The organism is Burkholderia sp. RF4-BP95 (assembly GCF_001521985.1).
Taxonomy (GTDB): Bacteria; Pseudomonadota; Gammaproteobacteria; order Burkholderiales; family Burkholderiaceae; genus Burkholderia; species Burkholderia diffusa.
Genome location: NZ_LOSX01000031.1, coordinates 1 through 18,567, shown reverse-complemented (window position 1 = coordinate 18,567; position 18,567 = coordinate 1). Strand labels below are relative to the sequence as shown.

Below are 18,567 nucleotides of genomic sequence, written 5' to 3'. Positions count from 1 at the left end.
TCACCAGCGTCGGCGATGCCTGCTGCGTGGTTCCACACGCGGACAAAGCCACGGCTGAACACGCAACCAACGACAGGCGCATCATTTTTCGGGCCGGGAACCGGCGGGCTACGGCGAGGTTGCGTGACATGGTCGATTCGCTCCTTCAGTGCAGCTGTGGTTTGTGTGGCGGCGGATTCGACAGCGAGATAGCCAGATTCCGCGGCCGATGCGCGTGCCACGTCGGCCGCGTACCGGCCGAAGGCATCGCTCGCGGCCGAAGCCGACGTGTGCTCGACGGAGGCGCGGCAATCGGCCAGTTCCTTGTCGCCACGTGCGGCCGCAACGCTATAGCCGTGCTGGTACGTTTTCGCGAATGCAAGCGCGACCAGCGCTGCGATGACGATGCCGGCCAGCACCCTTGCGCATTTACTGATTGCTTCCGTCATTTGCGGCCTCCTTGGAAGGACGGCCGCGCCATGCGGCAAGCGCCTGGATGACGGCCGAGTAGCCGCCGACGCAGCCGAGGTAGATCAGCCACGTATCTAACGTGAGCTGATTCCGGTAGCCCTGATAGATGAACATGCCGGTCGCGACAGCCGCCGCGACGTTCGGCCAGAGCTTCGCGTGCGAAAGCTTGCCGTCGTGTCCCGTGATGAGGTCGGAGATATGCATGGCGCGTCACGCCGCCTTCACGAACAGTGCGCGCTCGGCGAGCCGACGACGTGTCAGACCGGCCATCGGCTTGCCGTTCGCCTTATTCCACAGCGGGAATTGATCGGCCGCTCCCGCGAAATTCTTCGCACGCAGCAAGCGCAGCAGCGTCGATGGGCCGCCGGCACGGAGGTACACAAGACCGTCCTTGACTCCCGGTTTGCCCGGGCCGATGTTGAACACGAACGACACCAGTGCATCAAACTGGTTTTGCGTCAATTCGAGATCGAGGTCATTGATGATGTCCTCGCCGCGTGTGCGGATGTCCTGTGCGAAGAGCATGTCGGACACGGCTTGCGTGATCGTAAGCCTCTTGTAGACGTCCGGTCCGGTGTGGCCGCGCCCAATCGTCCAGGGCGCGCCACCCGTCGCGGGGTCGGGGTACGCAACGAGTCGATCGCTCTCGAAATCCTCGATTAGATTGCAGCCTGCGGGGGACAGTCGTTGTTGCTTCATTGCCATCTCCGATTGAATGGCACGACTGTAGGCTGCGTGTTGCCGACACCTTAGTGGATCGGTGTCAGTGCAAACAAAAAGCCCCGCATGGGGCGGGGCTTCGTTTAATTATGGCGCGATTCTAACGCTAGAACAGCTCCGCCTGGGGAACGGTGCGTTCGGATGCGTCGGCGCGCTTCAGGATGCGCCAAACATGTCGATCGGCCATCTGATAGCGAAGTGCGAGCTGCGCGACGGCGTGATTCGCAGCGTGGTCGCGGGTCAGCACGTCGAACTCGGCGCGTATGCTGCGATACATCAGTTCGCGCATGGCTTTGACACATCGCGGTATGTACAGCACGTCGCCTCCAAAATGCGCGGTAAGCTGATTGGCCGCGTCCGGGCCAACGATCTCCGCCAGTGCCTCGTAGCGGATTTCGCCGAGGCGCGAGCGGCGCATCGCAACCGGGAACGTCGTGCCGCCGAGCTGTTCGACCAGACGCACCGTTGTCGGCAAACCGATTAGTTTGACGATCGTTTTCACGACGTCTGGCAACAGGTGTTCAACACCGTCGAACTTCATGCCGACCTCCGCTTCGCATCGTATTGCAGCGCCGCGATGAGCTTGCCGAGCATCACGTCATCGCAGAATTCGATCGCGTCGACCTTGCAGATTCGCTTCACCATGCCGCCGAGGTAATCCCACGACCGGCCCGCGTCCGCTAGCAGCGCTTCGATCTTGCGGATTTGAGCGGTGCGCGGCCGTGCAACGTTCGGTCGACGACCGGCATCGCGCTTCGGTTTGAATCCGCAGCGCTCGAAGTGCTTCAGCAGCTTGTGTGCGCCTTCCGGCGTCAGGTCTTTCGAGGAACCGACTCCCGCTACACTGCGCAGCACCGTGCGGTATTCGTCGTCGGTCATCGCGAGCTGCTGCTTTGCGATGTGGATTTTTGCTACCGTTGTTTTTGCGATCAGCATCACGACCTCCACCAGCGCCGCAGTTCCTTGCGGCAGAGACACACCAGGAACACTATCCCAGCCAGGATGACGACGAAGTCAGACATGCGCCGCCTCCGATTCAGCGGTGTCGACCGACGTGTTGACCACCACGCCAACCGAAACCAATGTGACCGATTCACAGACGCGCGCAAAATGGCGAAGCATGGCCCCTGTGGAAATCCACGTCATCGCGAAAATCGTTGAGGTTTTGTCCAAATTGGGGAAGTACTTCCGTGCGTTACGCTTCCCGAATTGCTTCTCGATGTGTGCGCGTTCGGACGGCTGGTAGGCGCTGATCTTCACCGGCCGATAGAAGCGATGCTCAGGCGCGTCCTTTTTCAGATAGCTTCCTCGAAACCAGCCGTTCACAAAGACCATCAAATCGTAACGACGTGGTTTCGTCCGCTGCACTTCGATCGTCACCGTGTAGCCGTCGCAACGGAGCACGACACACCCATATGGGAACGACAACTCCGTGTCGATCTTCTCAATGTCTTCTCGCGAGAGTTTTGACATGGTTCCTCCCTAGACCGGTTTCGCCACCGATGCGCGAGCGGCTTCAATTGCTTCCCGTGCACGTGCCCGAGTTTCTGTATGTTCGTCAGGGTCGTTCGCGATGGCCTCGGCAAATTCAAGCAATGCTTCAGTCATCGCCAGTTCAGCTCGGGTTGCCGTTGAACGGCCATTCAGGGCCTCGGCGATTTCGTTGGCAATGGCGTACGAGGTTGCGACTGCCAGCCTGGCACCTCCGCTCCAAATCTCGGTCGCGTGCACTATTGCCCTGATGTGGCGGCATGCTTCGTCTCCGATCTGCGCTGCTCGCGCGGGGCGTGACAGCAACGGGTTGAGCCGCAGCACTGCGCTCCAGAATTCGCGTGCCGCTTCGTCGACGGTAAGGTGATCGGCAATCGTCACGCTGCCGTCGTCGGCAATCGTGATGAACGGCTGGTATGACGACGAGACGAACTGTAGGTCGGCAGAGATATAAAAGGTGCTGTCGTCTTTGTTGAACATGGCTATGTCCCTCAGATTGCCGCGAGATCGAGACTGATCGCGCGATACTCTTCCGTATCCTCGACGCGCTCGTACAGCCGGATGTACGGCTTGCTGCCCGTCACACGGATGCTGTCGACGATCGCTCGCATTGCCTTGGTCCACTTCGGATCGTCAATCGCAAGGCGACGCAGCGCGAGAATGCGGCCGGTGTTCACGTTGCCTTCCTTGTCGACCTGGAAGGCTTCGTTGATCAGCACCTTGATCTTGTCGTTGCTACCTTCGGTCCACTCGCGGAGACACTCGTCGATCAGTTCCTTCGCTGCTTGAAGGCGTTCATCGAACTGAATGTGGTCGGCGATCTTGCGGATGACCTTGTAGCGGCCGTCGAACGTGATCAGCGAAATGTTGCCCTTGGCACCGCCGACCTTGACGCCGTATTGTTCGTGGCTCGTCTCGACGAATGCCGCGATGTCGCCGAATGCACGTGCCTTGAACTCAGACATTTCCGATTGGAGACGCTTCGCCTCAGCAACAAGCGATGTGATCGTCTGATCGCGAAGCTGATCGATCGGTGCGACAAGCGATGCCGGAACGAGTCGACCGCGTGCGTCCTGCACGTAACCAGCAGGGATTTGTGTGTTCGTCATGTTTCTTCCTGGAATGAAAAAAGGTTCAGTGCGTCGTGCGAATCGCGTCACTTTCGACCGACTCTTCGAGTTTTTCACGCAAGCGCGGGCGCGCGTCGAGATAGGCGGCGCAGCGTGCAGCGACCGCATCAGCATCAGCGCGAACGTGCTCCTTCAGAACGCCTTCGATGAATCCCGCCATCTGGACGCCCGTCGCGTTCAGCTTTGCCAGCCGCGCGCTCTGATCGAACAGTTCTTGATTGACGCGGTGCAGCTCTCGGCGCAAATCCGCGACCGTGTCGAGTTTTTCCGGGTTCGTGATCGTCGGGCCGATCATCACAATGGCTTCCATCGTCATGCTTGTGCTCCCGCAATCGCCTCGATGTTGATGCAGTCGACGAACTTGAGCAGGCGAGCTGTCTCCTCGCGCGTAAGCTCGATCGTTTTGCGACCCTTGGTGACTGTCAGGCGACCGGCGGTCGAGAAGCCGCACACGAATTCGCCGGGGGCAACATCGGCGGGCGTGAATGCGTGCGAATTTCGCGCAGCTTTTGTCACGGTTTGTTTCGTCCCGTCGAATTCGCGAATCAGGTCGTCGGTCGGGAAGTACAGGTTGATCGGCGACGAGCCGTCCATGACCTTTTTGTCGCGAATAACGCGGCCTTGTCGGATATACGGGTCGATGCGCGGCTGGATTTCCTTGCCGTCGATGTCGAGCATTTCGCCGAGTTGCGCGCCGGACGAACCCGGGTGGTCGATGATGGCTTGGAGAATCTGTTTTACGGTTGCCATGGTGATTCCTTTCAAGCGAGGGTTTGGGTTGCTTTGATGTACTGGCGAGCGGCTGCAATCGCGCGCCAGAATTCTTCGGTCGACTTCTCGGCGATGAGCTGCCGGGCAGTCGAGATCGCGGAGGCTTGTGTCTTGCCGCCCGACAGCCGCATGCCCGTGCCGACGTGCGACACCACGTACGCCGGTTCGCCCTTGGTCCCGGCGAGCGGATTTGCGTGAGCGGCGAACGACTCAGTTCTGTATTGAGGGAAGTCGACGCGTTCACCGTCGACCTCGATCCGTCGAAAGCGCTCTCCCGTTTGAGCTTGGGCGATGATGTGAAAGCGCATATCAGTGGCCTCGCTCGGTCCACAGGACGCGAATGTCGCCAACCTTGAACTGGCCGGTGCGGTAACGCGAGATACCGGAGCCGCCCGTGCGGTAGTACGTGGCTTCGCCTTTTTCGACCATGTCGGCGCAGATGGCGCAGTTCTGCACCTGTATCGTCGGCTTCGATCCGTTCGAAAATTCGATGCCGATGACCGTGAAGCCCTGCGTGGTGAGCGTCTCGATCGTCGCTGCAAGGCGCAGCGCTGTGAGCTGCATGAGCTGATTGATCGGCGGCACGGCCGGGTTGAGTGCGTTGCAATTCGTCATCACTTGGACTCTCCTTTAACGGGGCGCAGCGGGCAGTTGCGGCAAGTGCGCCAGTGGCTCAGTTCCATCGGGTTATTGATCGGGGCGCGGCGATTGGCGAAGGACACGCATACCGTCAGCGAGATCGGCTGCCCCGTATGCGTGCACTGCACCTGTCCGAACGTCTTCAAGACGCGGGCTGCGACGCGATCGGTTTTGCCGGAGTATTTGCCCGACAGGACAAGCGAAACGGTTGTTCGTGAGACGTCGAGCAGCTTGGCCACGTCGGTTTGCGACGTCGCGGCGACGGCCTCGCGAAGCATGGCGAGCCAATCCGGATCAGCATGCGTCATGGTCCGGCTCCTCTTGCCATACGACCTTCCCAAGGTTCGGGTCGTATACCGATTTCGTGCGCTGGATCATTGGCGGGCGTGGGCCGGTATATTTCGACGCGATCAGGCGATAGCGCGCCTGTTTCGCGCCCTTGCCACGGATGTATGAGTGCCCCGCGTCGACGAGCATCAGATAACCGGCATGCGACAGATATTTGACATACGACTGCGCCGTCGAGTCGGTAATCGTGACCTCGGGCGTCGACGCACGCATAGCCAGCTCGCGCGGCGTGAAGTCGCCCATGATGCGCATCGTTTTCCACATATGCTCGTTGCCACGCGACTGCATGACGGGCAGACCCTTGCGGTCGAGTCGCGGCGCTTCGACGCCTACGTCGCGGACGAGGCGATAGTGCTTCCGCTCGTTGATCACCTTGCGTTCGCCGATCTGCTCGACGTACTCGCCGCGTTCCAGCGCCTGCAAATACGTCTGGACGGTTGCCTTGTCGATGTCAGCCGCACGGACGATGCTGTGCGGGGTGAAGTTGTCGCGCTGTCTGCGAATCGCTTCCCATACGCGTTGTCGAGGCCCCTTACCGCCCGTCATTTCGAGGTGTGCGGGTTTGCGGGCCATCATGCGTTCTCCAGATCGAACTCGATCGCATGGAGCGTTGGCAGCGCTGCTTGCAACATCTCAATCAGGCCGCACAACTGGTCGAGGCTGAGGAACAAGCTGGCATCGATGCGGCGCTCCGACCCGTCATCGGCAGAAGCGATGAGCTGAATTTGAGCCACCGGAGTGTCGTAGCCGACGTCCGCAATTACGCGGCCTTTTCCCATCACGGAATCCTTGTCGTCCAAGATGAAGTGGCAGGGATCGATCAATTCGGATTCGAGGCGGATGCTGCGGGGACATACCTGAGTCGATGCGTACTTCATGCTCAAACCCTCCGCTTCGGCGCTTCGCCGGTGTACAGTTCACGCTTGCCCCACTGCGCGAGGTCGATCGCATCCTTGCCGGCCATCAGCGCTTCTTCCTGGATGCGTTCCAAGTTCACGCATACGCGCCGCACTGATCCGTGCGCCAGTTCGACGAGACGCGCGAGCAGATCGTCCGCGACCGTGATGTGGCGGCAGTACAGCGTTGCGAGTTGGCGGACGTCGTCGATCGTGACGGGTTGTGCCGGCACCCACGCCAGTACACGACCGTGCATGCGCTCCCACTTCTTGAGTTTGGCCGGCAGCGCTTCCTCGCCGATCATCAGGATCGGGGCCTGGCTCGACTCGTACAGATCGCGCACTAGCTCGACAGCGTTGCGGTCGACCAAGTGGTCCATCTCGTCGATGATTAACGGCCGGCCGGAGGCGGCCAGTTCCTCGGCGACCTGATCGGTCATCTCGGGGATCGTGCCGACCGGTTTGATACCCATCTCGAACAGGACCGCCTTCAGGAAGTGCTTCTTCGTCCAGACCGACTTGGCCTGCACGTATCGCGCGCGGCGAACGTTCGCCACGTAGGTCGCGGCCATGCTCTTGCCGTAGCCGGACGGGCCGTAGAAGCACACGAGACCGGGCAGATTCGCGCTGCGCGAGACAGCGCGTTCGATCGCGATGTCGCACAGGTTCAGGTTGGTGATTTGGGCGACGCCACCTACAATCGGTTTGAGCGTCGATTCGAGTTGTGTCATGATTGCTCCGGTTGGTCTTACTGATGGCTGGCGAGCTGTAACTCTTCAGCCTGTTCCGCGCGGCGCTTTTGCGCCGCGAATTCTTTGCTCAACGCGTATTTGCCGTACCACTGCAATTCGTCCTGATCGGGAAGGCCTCCTGTTTCGATGTGGTGGTGCAGGGCTTGCCACCGAGCGAATCGCAACTTGGGCGTTTCCGGAAGCTGAAACACGGTGGCGGTTTCGGCGGCGACCTCCGGTTCCGGTGCCGGCTCAATGACCGTGAATGCGGCCGGTTCGGTTTCGATAACCGGTTCGACGTCGGCGAAACGGCGATTCAGCGCATCGCGCGTGATGTCGCCGAAGCCCGGAATCGTGATGACCTCGGGCGTTTCGAGCGTCAGCGCCGGTTGGCCCCGACGCTCCGCCTCGATCTCGTCGATCTGTGCCAGCTTGCGATTCACACGTGCGTCCGCACGTTTCTCGCGTGCCTGTTCGACGGCAGATTGCGGCATGTAATCGCGTTCGTTTGCTGCAGCTTCGGCGCGGCAGATGTAGCGGCCGTCGAGTGCGTAAATCCACACGTATCGCGCGTCGTTAATGTCGTAGGCGACCTGGACTTCTTCATCGTGGAATTCGAGCAGCTCCACCGGGTTCGAATAGTGGTGGTTCAGGAACCGAACCTCGCCGCGCGAGACGGTGCGTTTGATGCGCGGCCTGAACACCATGCGTGCTTCGTACTCGTCGAGCGTGTCGGCCTGCCAGCCGTTCGCGACGTGCGTCGCCCATGCTTCATTCGGCGACATGTGGCGACGCTTGCCGGTGTCCGGGTCGCGAATAACAGGTAGCGTGCTATGGGGACGGTCGTTGTATGCATCGACCTGTTCCTGACAAAACTGGATGAACGCGTCCCACCCCATCAAGGGCATCGCGCCACCGTGCTTGAGGGCGTCGCGCGTGATCTTGAACATCACGTGCTTGGCCTGGCGGTCCATGTCCGCGCCCATGTATGACGGCAGCTTCTTCGCAGCGGCAACCCACAGCGTCTGGTGAAGCCGCTCGATGACGCCACGGGCCTGCGAGTTGTACGGAATCGAATGCGTGACGACGAATCCCAGGCGACCTTGAACGCCGACGCCTTCGTCCTTCAGCAGTGCGTTCTTGTAGCCCGATCCGTTGTCGACGTAGAACATGCACGGCACGCCGTTCTTGAGCACGCCGGTACTCAGCGCGTCGAGCACCGCAAACGACGACTCGGCCAGATCGAGCGAGATGCCGACCGCGCGTCGCGTGGCGACGTCGATGATCGACGTGATCTCCGGGCGGAACGGACGGCCGTGCAGCGGGTGCTGGACCTCGGCATCGAACGTATGACCGTCGGCCGACCAGATGTCGTTCGGCAACAGCTTGTCGAACGTGCGCCGGATAAACGGCAGCATGGTCTTCAGCTCGCGCGATCCCATGCGACCGGTATGCAGCGTCACGGTGCCGAGCTTGTCGAGGAACCGGCGTACCTGGTGGATGCTCGGCACGTCGTAGGCGACACGCTGCACGGCACATGCCATCGTGAATTCGCGATAGGCGTGGCCGACCGACGGCTTCTGCGGCTGCTGATATTGTTCGAGGAACAGCGCGGCCCATTCCGGCACAACGAAGCTCGATTTCGGCACCTTCGGCGCGAGCGAACCTTTTTTCGCGAGGCCGAGGTAGCGCTTCAGCGAGCGGATTGTCGGGAACTCATCACCCTTGCGGCCGCGCGGGTCTTTCGCCGCGCGCAGCATGGCCGTCATGTGATCGTCGAGCGTGCCGAGGCGCGCCTGCGTCAGCAGCGTGTGCATCGCCGCTTCACGCGAGACGCGACACTGCGTCATGATGCGGTCGAGCATCGACAGGATGCCCTTGCGCGCGTCGGCACGCAGGCGCTGCGTGTCGGTTTCGACGAGCTGCAACTGCTGTTCGCGACGAACGACGGCCTTGGGCGACGGTGCTGGAATGGAAGCGACGAGCGCGACCGACGCGCGGCGGCGAATCTCAGCCTGCGCATCGGTCGGAAGGCTGTCGAATGCGTATTCGAGACCCTTGCCTTTGACGCGTCGGCGTGCCGACCACTGCTCTCTGGTCGCGCTGTAGCGCACGCCTTGTTCGGTGGTCGGCACCCCCGGCAGACCGAGCATCGCGAGTTCCGGGGCGGTGTAGTGCGATTTGACGACGATCTGCATCACTCGGCCTCCGCTGCGTCGAACCGCAGTTCAGGAGCGCGATCCTTCGTGACGTTCTCGCGGTGATAGCCGGCTTGCGTAATCGCATGAGTGAGCGCCGTGACCGCTTCCGCCTGTTCATGGCCCGATTCGTAATAGCGGCACAGCACGGCAGCCGCATCGGCGAACGCAGATTGCAGTGACGCCAGATCAGTGACGCGGGGGCGGCGGCCGGTCGGGATTTCGATAACGACGCGACGGCCGTCCGCGATGCAGAGGTATTCACTGACGAAGCGTGCGCCGCAGAATTCTTCGAATTGACGCACGCGGTTCAGCGGCATCGATGTATCGGCGAGCCAGCGATACAGCGTTTTCACTTCGACGCCCATCAGATCGGCCAGCACCTTCGCCGGGCGGTGCTGTTCGTCGGCATGTTCAACGCACAGCTCGAATGCCTCGCTCAGGCTCGTCGCGTGCAGGGATTTCCAGGTCCGTTTTCTCATCACTCAATCACTCGCATCGAGAATCGTGTCAGTAGCGCGGTGCGCGTCGTTCACTTACGATTCATCCCATCGCTACAGCCCGAACTTTCTCGGGGCGGGCAGCGCAAATCGGGGAGGACGGTGACAAAACAGGCGTAAAATTTCGTTTTGCGTAACGGCTCGGCCAAATTGCTTCGGGGGCGACACCGATCGCGTCCGCAATAATGCGTTCGACCTTCGGATACGGCGCGTCGAACGCCTTGCGCAGGGCGCTGGAGTTGCTATATCCGCATTGCTTGGCAAGTTGCCGCAGGTTCCAGCCCTTTTTTTCGAGGGCGTATTTAATGTCCGCCTTGTCCCAATCACTGGCGGTTTTTTATGACTCCGCAAATGTGCGCATGTGTTCGTCCTTTTCGCTGAACATGTGCGCACATCGTACCGCAAATATTCGTGGCGCATCAAGAGAAAATTCGGATTCTGTGCAGATTTTCGTTTCTGTTTCGTTTCTTATCCCGCACTTTTGCGTGGCCGCGGCCCGAAAAAAGTAGCCCCATCAATTACTTACAGCGTTAACGAAAGTGCCGAACCGAGAAGATGTGCGTGTTTCGATTCCAGCGGTCGGAATCGAAAGTCGAATTGATGAGATGTGCCGCCAGATCGGCGGGCGTGGCGCGGCGGCGGCCGTCGCCGGGGTGTCGGACGACATGCTTCGTCGGTACATCCGTGGCGACAGCAAACCTACCTTCGAGGTAGTCGCGAAGCTCGCCCGCGCTGCGGGAGTCAGCTTGGACTGGGTCGCGACTGGCGAGGGCGACGGGGTCCGAGGCGGTGACCCAGCGCAACGCGACGCGGTACAGCCGCAGCTGTGCGTCGATACGTTGGGAAATTCGGTCGATCTAGAGGAGTTCGTGTTTATTCCTCGCTACAACGTGAAGGTTGCAGCGGGACACGGTCAGGCGATCACGGACGAGGCCCCCAAACATACGATGGCGTTCCGTCGATACTGGATCGAGAACTACCTCCATGCAGCGCCGGCCGACCTTTCAGTTTTGTCAGTGAAAGGCGACTCGCTCCAGGGCGTACTTAACGATCGGGACGTAATTCTGATCGATCGGAGCCAAACCAGTGGTGCGGCAGGACTCTATGTGCTGCGGATCGACGGAGATGTCATTGTCAAGACGTTGCAGCGGCTTCCAGACGGGATATTGGAGGTGAGTAGCGCCAACCCGGCCTACAAGCCGTTCACGGTCAACATGGCCAAGCCTCCGTCGGACTTCGCAATCATCGGGCGCGTGGTCTGGTTTGGCCGGCAGGTATAGGCGGTATGGATAACTTCCGTTTCTCGCTGATTCCGGTGTCAAAATCTTTGCGAAATCCGCGCATTTCGCGGCCATTTCTGGCAGAACGTTTCGCGCGTCGTTGCGTCCGCTGAATTCGCCCAACGCCTTATGTGACGGGCGTTCGGGCTGATTTCGAGCACCGGTTCTTGTCGTGTCAAATCGAGCGCCTCCCCACACCGACGATGAACCGTTGGCGAAAAAACGAGGAGGGAAGAAGCGTCTGCCTGCCGCGGCGCACACCCGCTCGCGAGGCAACAACAATGAAAAAGGGGCTTCCGGTTTCCCGGAAGCCCCTTCTTGACATCTTGGTAGGCCGTGCGTGACTCGAACACGCGACCAACGGATTAAAAGTCCGCTGCTCTACCAACTGAGCTAACGACCCAAAGAGCAAAAAATTATAGCGGCGGATCGCTGATCTGTCAACAACCCGTCACCATGATTTATTTGATGCTTTCGATCTTGCCCTGTGCCGTCTGCGCAGCGTTCGATCCGGCGTATTGCGACACGACCTGCTCGAACGTCTTCTTCGCGGCCGCCTTCTGGCCTTGCTCGAGCTGGTTCGTACCGATCGCGACGAGCGCGTCGGCCGCGCGCGGATGCTGCGGATACTTGCTCACGATCGCTTGCCACGTCGCGGTCGAGCCGCGGTAGTCGCGTAGCGCGTATTGCGCGTTGCCAAGCCAGTACTGCGCGGTCGGCTGGTACGGGCTCTGCGGATATTTCGCGATGAAACTGCGAAACGACGCGGCGGCAGCCTTGAAGTTGCCGTTGCGGAATTGCTGCTGCGCCGCGCTGAGCGCATCCGTTTCACCCGGCTGCACGGTGCCTTCGACACCATCGATCGTCGCCTGTTGCGGCTCGAACTTCTTGAGCCGCGTGTCGAGATCCTGGTAGTACTCCTTCTGTTGCCGCTCGAGCGTCGTCAGCCGGTTCGTCAGATCTTCGTTCTCGCCGCGCAGCGTCGCGACCTGCTGGTTCAGCTGGTCGATACGGCCGGATTGATCGAGGATCGTACGCTGGGCGGCCGACAACTGGCTGGACAGGTTGTCGCTCTTGCTGCGCAGATCGAGCACGGCGCGGCGCGCCTCGTTGTCGTCGAACATGCCGGCGTGCGCCGGCGCGGCCGACCACGCCGCGCCGACGACGCAGATTGCTGCGGTGATCCGCAGCCAGGATACACGGTGCGTCATACGGCAACTCTTCCGTTACTTACTGTTGGTAGACGAGGTCGGCGCGACGGTTCTGCGCCCACGACGCTTCGTCGTGACCCGATGCTTGCGGCTTTTCCTTGCCGAGGCTCACGGCTTCCATCTGCGAGTCGTTCACGCCGAGCAGCGCCATCGCGCGGCGGACAGCCTCCGCACGCTTCTGGCCCAGCGCGAGGTTGTACTCGCTCGTGCCGCGTTCGTCGGTGTTGCCCTGGATCAGCACGTGGCGCTGCGGGTGGCTCTTCAGGTACTGCGTGTGTTGCTGCAGCAGCGGCTGATATTCGTCTTTCACCGAATAGCTGTCGAAGTCGAAGTAGATGCTGCGCTTCGCGAGCGGGCTGTTCGGGTCGTTCAGCGGATCGACGTTCACTTGTGCGACGTTGTCGGCGCTCGGTTGCGTGCTCATCGCGCCCGCGTTGGCCTTGTCGTCGAGCTTCACGCCCGACTTACACGCTGCGAGCGCGCTGATCATCATCACGGCCAGGGCCAGACGAGCTTTGTTCGACATCATGGTTACTCTCCTTGTGGTCATTGCATGAAGGGCCCCCACGACGGCTCACGAACGGAGCCGCCCTGGACGGACAGGATCTGCGGCGGCGCGCTGCCGTCGGAGGGCACTGCTGCCAGCACGTTGCGACCACCCGACTGGGTAGCGTAAAGAAGGTACTGGCCGTTTGCCGCGAAGCTCGGCGATTCGTCGCGATTGGTATTCGTGATGGCGTTCGCCGCGCCGGTTTGCAGATCCTGAACGTACAGCTTGAACCCCCCACCCGTGCGGGAGATGTAGGCGAGCAGCTTGCCGTCCGGGCTGATGCGCGGGCTGGTGTTGTAGCTGCCGGTGAAGGTCACGCGTTGCGCGGAGCCGGCGCTTTCGCCTTGCGCGGGCATCCGATAGATCTGCGGCGCGCCGCCGCGATCGCTCGTGAAATAGATCCAGCGGCCGTCCGGCGAGTAGAACGGCTCGGTATCGATCGAGCTGCTCTGCGTGAGCCGGCGCAGACCGCCGCCGTTCGCATTGACCGTATAGATTTGCGTATTGCCCGTCAGCGACAGCGCAACGGCCAGCGTGTTGCTGTCCGGCGACCACGCCGGCGCACTGTTGTTGCCCTTCTGGTCGGAGACCATGTAGCGGCGGCCGGTCGGCAGGTCGTGGATGTAGACGATCGGCTTCTTGCGCTCGAACGATACGTACGCGACCTTCGTCCCGCTCGGCGACCACGCCGGCGAGATGATCGGCTCGGTGCTCGACAGCGCGATGCGTGCGTTCTGGCCGTCCGAGTCCGAGATCTGCAGCTGATACCGGTTGCCCGTCTTGATCACGTACGACAGACGCGTGGCGAACACGCCGCGCACGCCGAGCAATTTCTGGTAGATGTAGTCGGCGATCTTGTGGCCGGCCGTGCGCAGCGAGGTGTCCGTCGCCGTCAGCGACAGGCCGCCGAGGCTTTGCTGCTTCACGGTGTCGTACAGGATGAAGTTCACCTTGTACTGGCCGTTGGCTTCGCGGTTCACGCTGCCGGCGACGAACGCGTTCGCGCCCTTGGCCTTCCATGCGCCGAGATCGACCGATGCGGTCTCGGGCACGGGCGTGCTGCCCGCGTCGATATTGGTGAATTTGCCGCTGCGGGCGAGGTCGGCGCGGACGATCGACGTGACCTGCTGCGGCAGGCCCGCCTCGTTCGCGAAGTTCGCGGTGGCAATGGGGAACTGGGTCGAACCGACGCCGGTGATCAGCACGTTGACCTGCGCGTTAGCGGCGCCGCCGGCCGCAATCAGACACGAGGCCACGAGTGCCCTGAAACCTAGTTTCGTCATCAAACTCATGCTTCTTGCTTCCCATGTGACTTGGATCGCTGCGCAACCGCAGAGACAGTAAAAATACCCGATTCGTTCCCGTCCGGCAGCGACGCACGGAGTGTAAGCGCATTTGCGGTCACTCCGCCGCCTTGAAGGTAATCGTAATGTCGGACGGGGTACGACCGTTGGAATCGGGCGGCAATGGGACCGACGCCTGGATCGCATTGACCACGGCTTGATCCCACCCCGAATTTCCGCTCGAACGGCGGATCGAAACGCTCAGCACGTCGCCCGACGGCGTGCAGCGGATCGCGACGACCGTCGTCAGGCCCGCGCGCTCGCCGCCCCAGACGATGTTCGGCTTCACACGGCGACGCACCTTGTCGGGATAGCCGGGCGACGCGGCATTGCCGCCGGAGCCCGTCCCGGTACCGCTTTTCGCGAGGCCTTCACCGCCGCCTTCGCCGGCCCCGGACATGCCTTGCATCTGCGCGAGACGCGCGCTGCGCTCGCGGTCGAGCTTCGCCTTCGCCGCCGCGTCGGCCTTCGCGCGCGCCGTCGCTTCGGCCTTCGCCTTGGCCTGGGCTTCCGCCTTCGCCTTCGCGGCCGCGTCGGACTTGGCCTTCGCCGCTTGCTGCGCTTCAAGCTGCGCCTGCTTCTGTTGCTGCAGTTTCTGCTGCTGGAGTTTCTGCTGTTCGAGCTTCTGCTGCTCCACGAGCTGTTGTTGCTTGAGCTTGTCCGCCTGCTTCTGCTTTTCGCGCTCGGCGGCCTTCTGCGCCGCGAGGGCAGCAGCCTGCTGGGCCGCCAATTGCTCGCGCCGCGCTTCTTCTTGCTGGGCCTTCAGTTGCTGCGCGCGACGCTGCTGCTCGAGCAGCGCTTCGCGCGCGGCCGCTTCCTGTTGCCGTTTCTTCTGCTGCAGCGCGATGTCCGCCTGCTCGTCCCGCACCGGGGGAGGGGGCGGAGCGAGCTTCGCGGGCGGCGTCGGCGTGACGACGGGCCGCGGCGCGGGCACGTCGGGCACCTCGGTCCACAGTTCGGCTTCGGCGCCGGCCGGCGTGCTGTTCTGCCACTGCACGCCGTGATAGAGGAACAACGCGAGCAGCACGTGCATCAGCGCAGCGAGCGCGAACGCGCGCCAGGTGCCGCGTTCGCGAGGGGGCTGAGACGGATAGGCGTTGCCGCGCGTGGATTGCTGCCGGTTCATTGCGATTTGACGAGGAGGCCGACGCGCTTGACGCCACGCGCCTTCAGGTCCGACATCACGGTCATGACGGCATCGTACTGCACGGTCTTGTCGGCCGCGATCACGACGGGCTGGTCGGGATGGTCAGCCTGCCGGGCCAGGATGAAGCTGTCGAGCTCGGCCTTGGTCATCGTGTCTTCCTGCGTCGCGCCGGAGTCGCCCTTGTACTTGACGCTCATCGTGCGGTCGGCCTTGATGTTGACGACGACCGGCGGCGTCTGTTCCTGGGGTGCGGCATTGCCGACGGTCGGCAGATTGATGATCGACGGGGCGACGAGCGGTGCCGTGACCATGAAGATCACGAGCAGTACCAGCATCACGTCGATGTACGGCACGACGTTGATGTCGGCCATCGCGCGGCGCGAGCGGCCGCCGCGCATGCTGGATCGAATGGGACTTCCTGCCATGGCGCGCTCCTTACTGGGCCTGACGCTGCAGGATGTTCGAGAACTCTTCGATGAAGGTCTCGAAGCGGATCGCGAGGCGGTCGATGTCGTGCGCGTAGCGGTTGTACGCAACCACCGCCGGAATCGCGGCGAACAGGCCGATCGCGGTGGCGACGAGCGCCTCGGCAATGCCCGGTGCGACGTTCGCGAGCGTCGCCTGCTGCACGTTCGCCAGGCCGCGGAACGAGTTCATGATCCCCCAGACGGTGCCGAACAGACCGATGTACGGACTGACCGAGCCGACTGACGCGAGGAACGCGAGGTTCGCTTCGAGCACGTCCATTTCGCGCTGGAACGACGCGCGCATCGCACGGCGCGCGCCGTCGAGCACGAGGCCCGGGTCGCTGATGCGCTTTTCCTTCGCCTTCAGAAACTCACGCATCCCCGATTCGAAAATCCGCTCGAGCGCGCCGATCGTGTGGCGATTGTTGGCCGCGCTTTGATACAGCGCCTGCAGGTCACCGCCCGACCAGAAATCCCTTTCGAAGCGTTCGGTCTGCGCGCGTGCGCGGCGGATCGCGAACCACTTGCGGAAGATGAAGGTCCACGACATCAGCGACAGAAGCAGCAGCAGCCCCATCACGGCCTGGGCCAGCACGCTCGCGTTGAGGACGAGGGAAATGATCGACAGGTCTTGAGAAGTGTTCATAGAGGTTTGAGTAACGTCCCTTCGGGGGTGTCCGGCGAGGGGGCACGGTATGCGTGTGGCGCGGCGCGCCGGCCTGGCCTGGCGCCGAACCTTGCTTAGTATCGATTCAGGAAGGCAAGTTCATAGGTTTTGTCTAAACGGTGCTCATCCGAGCTGCGTTGACAATACAGTCTGCCCGGTGTCGATGACGGGCCCGCGTTGCAGCGCGTCGAGCACGACCGGCGGGATTGCCGCGGGCCGGATGCCGGTTCGGTCGACGCAGCCGAGGCGGATGTGTCCGGCGACGAGCAGCGTGTCGCCACGCCATGCTTCCTGCGTGAAATCCACGGATGCGCGGCCGATGCGTCCGGGCCGGCTCGTGATCGTCAGTGTGTCGTCGAGTCGCGCCGGCGCGCGGTAGTCGAGCGAGGTACTGCGGACGATGAAGATCGCGCCCGTGTCGTCGGCGAGCCGACGCTGGTCGATGCCGCACGCGCGCAGCCATTCTGTGCGGGCGCGCTCGAAGAATTTCAGGTAGTTGGCATAGAAGACGATGCCGCCTGCGTCGGTGTCCTCGTAGTACACGCGTACCGGCCAGGTGAAGCCGGAGTGCGCGTCCGGGGAGCGGGTAGGCTGAGTCATGGCGCGCATTTTACCGGAAGGCCGAGGCCCGATTCGTAACCGATTCGTAACGGAATGTAGTACGTCGCAGCACACCGCGGGCCGGCCGGAACCGGGCCCGCTGCTGCGCTCGCCGTGTCAGCCGCGATGGATCGCGAGGCCGGCCGGGGCTTGGGCGACCGGCATCATTTCGATCGTATTGATGTTGACGTGCGCGGGGCGCGTCGCGATCCAGTAGATCGTGTCGGCGATGTCCTCGGCCGTGAGCGGCTGGACGTTCTGGTAGACGTTCGCCGCCTTCGCATCGTCGCCGCGGAAGCGGACGTTCGAGAATTCCGTGCCGCCGCACAGGCCCGGCTCGATATCGGTGACGCGCAACGGCGTGCCGATCAGGTCGGCGCGCAGGTTCAGGCTGAATTGTCGGACGAAAGCCTTGGTCGCACCGTATACGTTCCCGCCCGGATACGGATAGGTGCCGGCCACCGAACCCAGGTTGAAGATGTGACCGCGCCCGCGCTCGATCATGCCGGGCAGCAACGCATGGGTGACGGTCACGAGGCCTGAGCAGTTCGTGTCGATCATGGTCTGCCACTCGTCGAGGCTGGCCTTGTGCGCAGGCTCGACGCCGAGCGCGAGACCGGCGTTGTTGACGAGCACGTCGAGCGCCGCGAATTCGGCGGGAAGGGCGGCCGGCACGGCTTCGACGGCGGCGCGGTCGCGCACGTCGAGCTCGAACGGCAGCAGTGCGTCGCCGAGTTCGGCCGCGAGCGCATCGAGACGATCCTTGCGGCGCGCGGTTGCGACGACACGGTGGCCGCCCTTGACGAAGGCACGGGCGATGGCGGCGCCGAAGCCGGCGGACGCGCCTGTGACGAACACGATCATTGCTGCTCCTGGTCGGTAACAAAGTAGCGGATGGTATCCCGCAAGCCTACTGAGATTGCGGCACCGCGGCAAGGCGCCAAAGCGCGTCGGCACGGGCGCGTAAAGTCTGGCCCCTATTATTTCCGGGCGACTGCCGCGCGGTTGCCTATTCATGACGCATCCAATACACTAACGCGCTCATCACCCCTGCGTGACTGGCGATAGAACCCTTCGGGTTCAAGGTGGAGCATCCCACCGTGAAGCGCGGGGCGCCGTTTTTGCCGTTCGCCTGGGCAGCCGTTGTGCGCCGTCGCGTGCATCGCCGGTGGCTGTCCTGCCTCGCGTCATACGGATTCTTCCGCCACGTCGGGCTGGTTCCGCCAGCAGCGCAATGTACTCGGCCACTCCGGTCAACCTGTACACACTTAACGGAAACCGTATGTTTGACAGAGCCCAAAGCACCATCGCGAACGTCGATCCCGAAATCTTTGCAGCGATCGAGCAGGAAAACCGCCGCCAGGAAGAGCACATCGAGCTGATCGCGTCGGAAAACTACACGAGCCCGGCCGTGATGGCCGCACAGGG

The 18,567-nt window shown here is 62.3% G+C and carries 27 protein-coding genes, 1 tRNA gene, 2 pseudogenes and 1 riboswitch; of the genes and pseudogenes, 2 read left to right on the top strand and 28 right to left on the bottom strand.

Features of this window, described 5'->3' with window-relative positions:
* The 19 genes and pseudogenes from WS46_RS33875 to WS46_RS33870 all read right to left on the bottom strand — a co-directional run.
* A partial coding sequence (locus WS46_RS33875) for a hypothetical protein (protein ID WP_082725326.1) occupies positions 1-428 on the bottom strand: 428 nt, incomplete at its 3' end.
* Positions 409-654 (bottom strand): hypothetical protein, encoded by a 246-nt coding sequence (locus WS46_RS13875; RefSeq protein WP_059690857.1) that lies wholly within the window; start codon positions 652-654, stop codon positions 409-411. The genes WS46_RS33875 and WS46_RS13875, both read right to left, overlap by 20 nt.
* A 6-nt stretch (positions 655-660) precedes the next feature.
* Positions 661-1,149, bottom strand: coding sequence for a lysozyme (locus WS46_RS13870; RefSeq protein ID WP_059690856.1), 489 nt, complete (start codon positions 1,147-1,149; stop codon positions 661-663).
* A gap of 127 nt (positions 1,150-1,276) precedes the next feature.
* Positions 1,277-1,711, bottom strand: coding sequence for a Mor transcription activator family protein (locus tag WS46_RS13865; protein WP_059690855.1), 435 nt, complete (start codon positions 1,709-1,711; stop codon positions 1,277-1,279).
* A complete protein-coding gene (locus WS46_RS13860; RefSeq protein WP_063892204.1) occupies positions 1,708-2,106 on the bottom strand; it encodes a gp16 family protein in 399 nt (132 codons plus the stop codon). The genes WS46_RS13865 and WS46_RS13860 overlap by 4 nt, the downstream gene beginning before the upstream one ends.
* Positions 2,107-2,184: 78 nt before the next feature.
* Positions 2,185-2,643 (bottom strand): beta galactosidase jelly roll domain-containing protein, encoded by a 459-nt coding sequence (locus tag WS46_RS13855; RefSeq protein ID WP_059690853.1) that lies wholly within the window; start codon positions 2,641-2,643, stop codon positions 2,185-2,187.
* A gap of 9 nt (positions 2,644-2,652) precedes the next feature.
* On the bottom strand, positions 2,653-3,141 hold the full coding sequence (locus tag WS46_RS13850) for a hypothetical protein (protein ID WP_059690852.1): 489 nt from the start codon (positions 3,139-3,141) through the stop codon (positions 2,653-2,655).
* 11 nt (positions 3,142-3,152) lie between these two features.
* A complete protein-coding gene (locus WS46_RS13845; RefSeq protein ID WP_059690851.1) occupies positions 3,153-3,770 on the bottom strand; it encodes a DUF3164 family protein in 618 nt (205 codons plus the stop codon).
* Between the two features lie 25 nt (positions 3,771-3,795).
* On the bottom strand, positions 3,796-4,107 hold the full coding sequence (locus tag WS46_RS13840) for a hypothetical protein (protein WP_156441363.1): 312 nt from the start codon (positions 4,105-4,107) through the stop codon (positions 3,796-3,798).
* A complete protein-coding gene (locus WS46_RS13835; protein WP_059690850.1) occupies positions 4,104-4,541 on the bottom strand; it encodes a hypothetical protein in 438 nt (145 codons plus the stop codon). The genes WS46_RS13840 and WS46_RS13835 overlap by 4 nt, the downstream gene beginning before the upstream one ends.
* Positions 4,542-4,552: 11 nt before the next feature.
* Positions 4,553-4,870: a hypothetical protein gene (locus tag WS46_RS13830; RefSeq protein ID WP_059526337.1), complete on the bottom strand. Its 318-nt coding sequence runs from the start codon at positions 4,868-4,870 to the stop codon at positions 4,553-4,555.
* A gap of 1 nt (position 4,871) precedes the next feature.
* Positions 4,872-5,177 (bottom strand): hypothetical protein, encoded by a 306-nt coding sequence (locus WS46_RS13825; RefSeq protein ID WP_059526340.1) that lies wholly within the window; start codon positions 5,175-5,177, stop codon positions 4,872-4,874.
* Positions 5,177-5,509, bottom strand: a complete 333-nt coding sequence (locus tag WS46_RS13820; protein WP_059690849.1) for a LacI family DNA-binding transcriptional regulator — start codon at positions 5,507-5,509, stop codon at positions 5,177-5,179. The genes WS46_RS13825 and WS46_RS13820 overlap by 1 nt, the downstream gene beginning before the upstream one ends.
* Positions 5,496-6,125 carry a hypothetical protein gene (locus WS46_RS13815; protein WP_257129991.1) on the bottom strand — a complete coding sequence of 210 codons (630 nt, stop codon included), beginning with the start codon at positions 6,123-6,125 and terminating at the stop codon, positions 5,496-5,498. Before WS46_RS13815 ends, WS46_RS13820 begins: the two co-directional genes overlap by 14 nt.
* A complete protein-coding gene (locus tag WS46_RS13810; RefSeq protein WP_059690847.1) occupies positions 6,122-6,427 on the bottom strand; it encodes a hypothetical protein in 306 nt (101 codons plus the stop codon). Before WS46_RS13810 ends, WS46_RS13815 begins: the two co-directional genes overlap by 4 nt.
* A 2-nt stretch (positions 6,428-6,429) precedes the next feature.
* The gene (locus WS46_RS13805) at positions 6,430-7,176 is read right to left on the bottom strand and encodes an AAA family ATPase (protein WP_059526353.1); all 747 of its coding nucleotides are present in this window, start codon (positions 7,174-7,176) and stop codon (positions 6,430-6,432) included.
* A gap of 17 nt (positions 7,177-7,193) precedes the next feature.
* A complete protein-coding gene (locus WS46_RS13800; protein ID WP_218921325.1) occupies positions 7,194-9,374 on the bottom strand; it encodes a DNA-binding protein in 2,181 nt (726 codons plus the stop codon).
* Positions 9,374-9,757: a hypothetical protein gene (locus tag WS46_RS13795; protein WP_257129990.1), complete on the bottom strand. Its 384-nt coding sequence runs from the start codon at positions 9,755-9,757 to the stop codon at positions 9,374-9,376. The genes WS46_RS13800 and WS46_RS13795 overlap by 1 nt, the downstream gene beginning before the upstream one ends.
* A 160-nt stretch (positions 9,758-9,917) precedes the next feature.
* Positions 9,918-10,187 (bottom strand): annotated as a pseudogene (locus tag WS46_RS33870) (transcriptional regulator); the annotation flags it as partial.
* Positions 10,188-10,431: 244 nt separating this feature from the next.
* Between WS46_RS33870 and WS46_RS13790 the strand changes: the two are divergent.
* A complete protein-coding gene (locus WS46_RS13790; RefSeq protein WP_257129989.1) occupies positions 10,432-11,154 on the top strand; it encodes a helix-turn-helix transcriptional regulator in 723 nt (240 codons plus the stop codon).
* Positions 11,155-11,481: 327 nt separating this feature from the next.
* Here the strand turns inward: WS46_RS13790 and WS46_RS13785 are convergent.
* The 9 genes from WS46_RS13785 to WS46_RS13745 form a co-directional block, all read right to left on the bottom strand.
* A tRNA-Lys gene (locus tag WS46_RS13785) sits at positions 11,482-11,557 on the bottom strand.
* 58 nt (positions 11,558-11,615) lie between these two features.
* Positions 11,616-12,365 (bottom strand): tol-pal system protein YbgF, encoded by a 750-nt coding sequence (gene ybgF, locus WS46_RS13780; RefSeq protein WP_059535482.1) that lies wholly within the window; start codon positions 12,363-12,365, stop codon positions 11,616-11,618.
* Between the two features lie 19 nt (positions 12,366-12,384).
* On the bottom strand, positions 12,385-12,894 hold the full coding sequence (gene pal / locus WS46_RS13775) for a peptidoglycan-associated lipoprotein Pal (protein WP_059535484.1): 510 nt from the start codon (positions 12,892-12,894) through the stop codon (positions 12,385-12,387).
* A gap of 17 nt (positions 12,895-12,911) precedes the next feature.
* Entirely contained in the window at positions 12,912-14,207 is a 1,296-nt protein-coding gene (gene tolB, locus WS46_RS13770; protein WP_059690845.1) for a Tol-Pal system beta propeller repeat protein TolB, read from the bottom strand.
* 109 nt (positions 14,208-14,316) lie between these two features.
* Positions 14,317-15,384, bottom strand: coding sequence for a cell envelope integrity protein TolA (gene tolA / locus WS46_RS13765; protein ID WP_059690844.1), 1,068 nt, complete (start codon positions 15,382-15,384; stop codon positions 14,317-14,319).
* The gene (gene tolR, locus WS46_RS13760; RefSeq protein WP_059535490.1) at positions 15,381-15,830 is read right to left on the bottom strand and encodes a protein TolR; all 450 of its coding nucleotides are present in this window, start codon (positions 15,828-15,830) and stop codon (positions 15,381-15,383) included. Before tolR ends, tolA begins: the two co-directional genes overlap by 4 nt.
* 10 nt (positions 15,831-15,840) lie before the next feature.
* Complete coding sequence (gene tolQ / locus WS46_RS13755; RefSeq protein WP_010091489.1) at positions 15,841-16,518, bottom strand: protein TolQ; 678 nt, start codon at positions 16,516-16,518, stop codon at positions 15,841-15,843.
* 144 nt (positions 16,519-16,662) lie between these two features.
* The gene (ybgC, locus tag WS46_RS13750) at positions 16,663-17,148 is read right to left on the bottom strand and encodes a tol-pal system-associated acyl-CoA thioesterase (RefSeq protein WP_059690843.1); all 486 of its coding nucleotides are present in this window, start codon (positions 17,146-17,148) and stop codon (positions 16,663-16,665) included.
* A gap of 108 nt (positions 17,149-17,256) precedes the next feature.
* Complete coding sequence (locus tag WS46_RS13745; protein WP_059535494.1) at positions 17,257-18,003, bottom strand: SDR family NAD(P)-dependent oxidoreductase; 747 nt, start codon at positions 18,001-18,003, stop codon at positions 17,257-17,259.
* 180 nt (positions 18,004-18,183) lie between these two features.
* Positions 18,184-18,284, top strand: a riboswitch (ZMP/ZTP riboswitch).
* A 137-nt stretch (positions 18,285-18,421) separates the two neighbouring features.
* On the opposite strand from WS46_RS13745, the pseudogene glyA reads away from it, so the two are divergent.
* Positions 18,422-18,567, top strand: a pseudogene (gene glyA, locus WS46_RS33860) (serine hydroxymethyltransferase); the annotation flags it as partial.

Bases quoted from the DNA above. Each gene is read 5' to 3' on its own strand.
- WS46_RS13745 (WP_059535494.1), bottom strand. From the start codon at position 18,003: ATGATCGTGTTCGTCACAGGCGCGTCCGCCGGCTTCGGCGCCGCCATC.
- ybgC (WP_059690843.1), bottom strand. From the start codon at position 17,148: ATGCGCGCCATGACTCAGCCTACCCGCTCCCCGGACGCGCACTCCGGC.
- ybgF (WP_059535482.1), bottom strand. From the start codon at position 12,365: ATGACGCACCGTGTATCCTGGCTGCGGATCACCGCAGCAATCTGCGTC.
- WS46_RS13825 (WP_059526340.1), bottom strand. From the start codon at position 5,177: ATGACGAATTGCAACGCACTCAACCCGGCCGTGCCGCCGATCAATCAG.
- tolR (WP_059535490.1), bottom strand. From the start codon at position 15,830: ATGGCAGGAAGTCCCATTCGATCCAGCATGCGCGGCGGCCGCTCGCGC.
- WS46_RS13870 (WP_059690856.1), bottom strand. From the start codon at position 1,149: ATGAAGCAACAACGACTGTCCCCCGCAGGCTGCAATCTAATCGAGGAT.
- WS46_RS13835 (WP_059690850.1), bottom strand. From the start codon at position 4,541: ATGGCAACCGTAAAACAGATTCTCCAAGCCATCATCGACCACCCGGGT.
- tolB (WP_059690845.1), bottom strand. From the start codon at position 14,207: ATGAGTTTGATGACGAAACTAGGTTTCAGGGCACTCGTGGCCTCGTGT.
- pal (WP_059535484.1), bottom strand. From the start codon at position 12,894: ATGATGTCGAACAAAGCTCGTCTGGCCCTGGCCGTGATGATGATCAGC.
- WS46_RS13840 (WP_156441363.1), bottom strand. From the start codon at position 4,107: ATGACGATGGAAGCCATTGTGATGATCGGCCCGACGATCACGAACCCG.
- WS46_RS13800 (WP_218921325.1), bottom strand. From the start codon at position 9,374: ATGCAGATCGTCGTCAAATCGCACTACACCGCCCCGGAACTCGCGATG.
- WS46_RS13845 (WP_059690851.1), bottom strand. From the start codon at position 3,770: ATGACGAACACACAAATCCCTGCTGGTTACGTGCAGGACGCACGCGGT.
- WS46_RS13805 (WP_059526353.1), bottom strand. From the start codon at position 7,176: ATGACACAACTCGAATCGACGCTCAAACCGATTGTAGGTGGCGTCGCC.
- WS46_RS13865 (WP_059690855.1), bottom strand. From the start codon at position 1,711: ATGAAGTTCGACGGTGTTGAACACCTGTTGCCAGACGTCGTGAAAACG.
- tolA (WP_059690844.1), bottom strand. From the start codon at position 15,384: ATGAACCGGCAGCAATCCACGCGCGGCAACGCCTATCCGTCTCAGCCC.
- WS46_RS13855 (WP_059690853.1), bottom strand. From the start codon at position 2,643: ATGTCAAAACTCTCGCGAGAAGACATTGAGAAGATCGACACGGAGTTG.
- WS46_RS13815 (WP_257129991.1), bottom strand. From the start codon at position 6,125: ATGATGGCCCGCAAACCCGCACACCTCGAAATGACGGGCGGTAAGGGG.
- tolQ (WP_010091489.1), bottom strand. From the start codon at position 16,518: ATGAACACTTCTCAAGACCTGTCGATCATTTCCCTCGTCCTCAACGCG.
- WS46_RS13820 (WP_059690849.1), bottom strand. From the start codon at position 5,509: ATGACGCATGCTGATCCGGATTGGCTCGCCATGCTTCGCGAGGCCGTC.
- WS46_RS13850 (WP_059690852.1), bottom strand. From the start codon at position 3,141: ATGTTCAACAAAGACGACAGCACCTTTTATATCTCTGCCGACCTACAG.
- WS46_RS13810 (WP_059690847.1), bottom strand. From the start codon at position 6,427: ATGAAGTACGCATCGACTCAGGTATGTCCCCGCAGCATCCGCCTCGAA.
- WS46_RS13860 (WP_063892204.1), bottom strand. From the start codon at position 2,106: ATGCTGATCGCAAAAACAACGGTAGCAAAAATCCACATCGCAAAGCAG.
- WS46_RS13875 (WP_059690857.1), bottom strand. From the start codon at position 654: ATGCATATCTCCGACCTCATCACGGGACACGACGGCAAGCTTTCGCAC.
- WS46_RS13830 (WP_059526337.1), bottom strand. From the start codon at position 4,870: ATGCGCTTTCACATCATCGCCCAAGCTCAAACGGGAGAGCGCTTTCGA.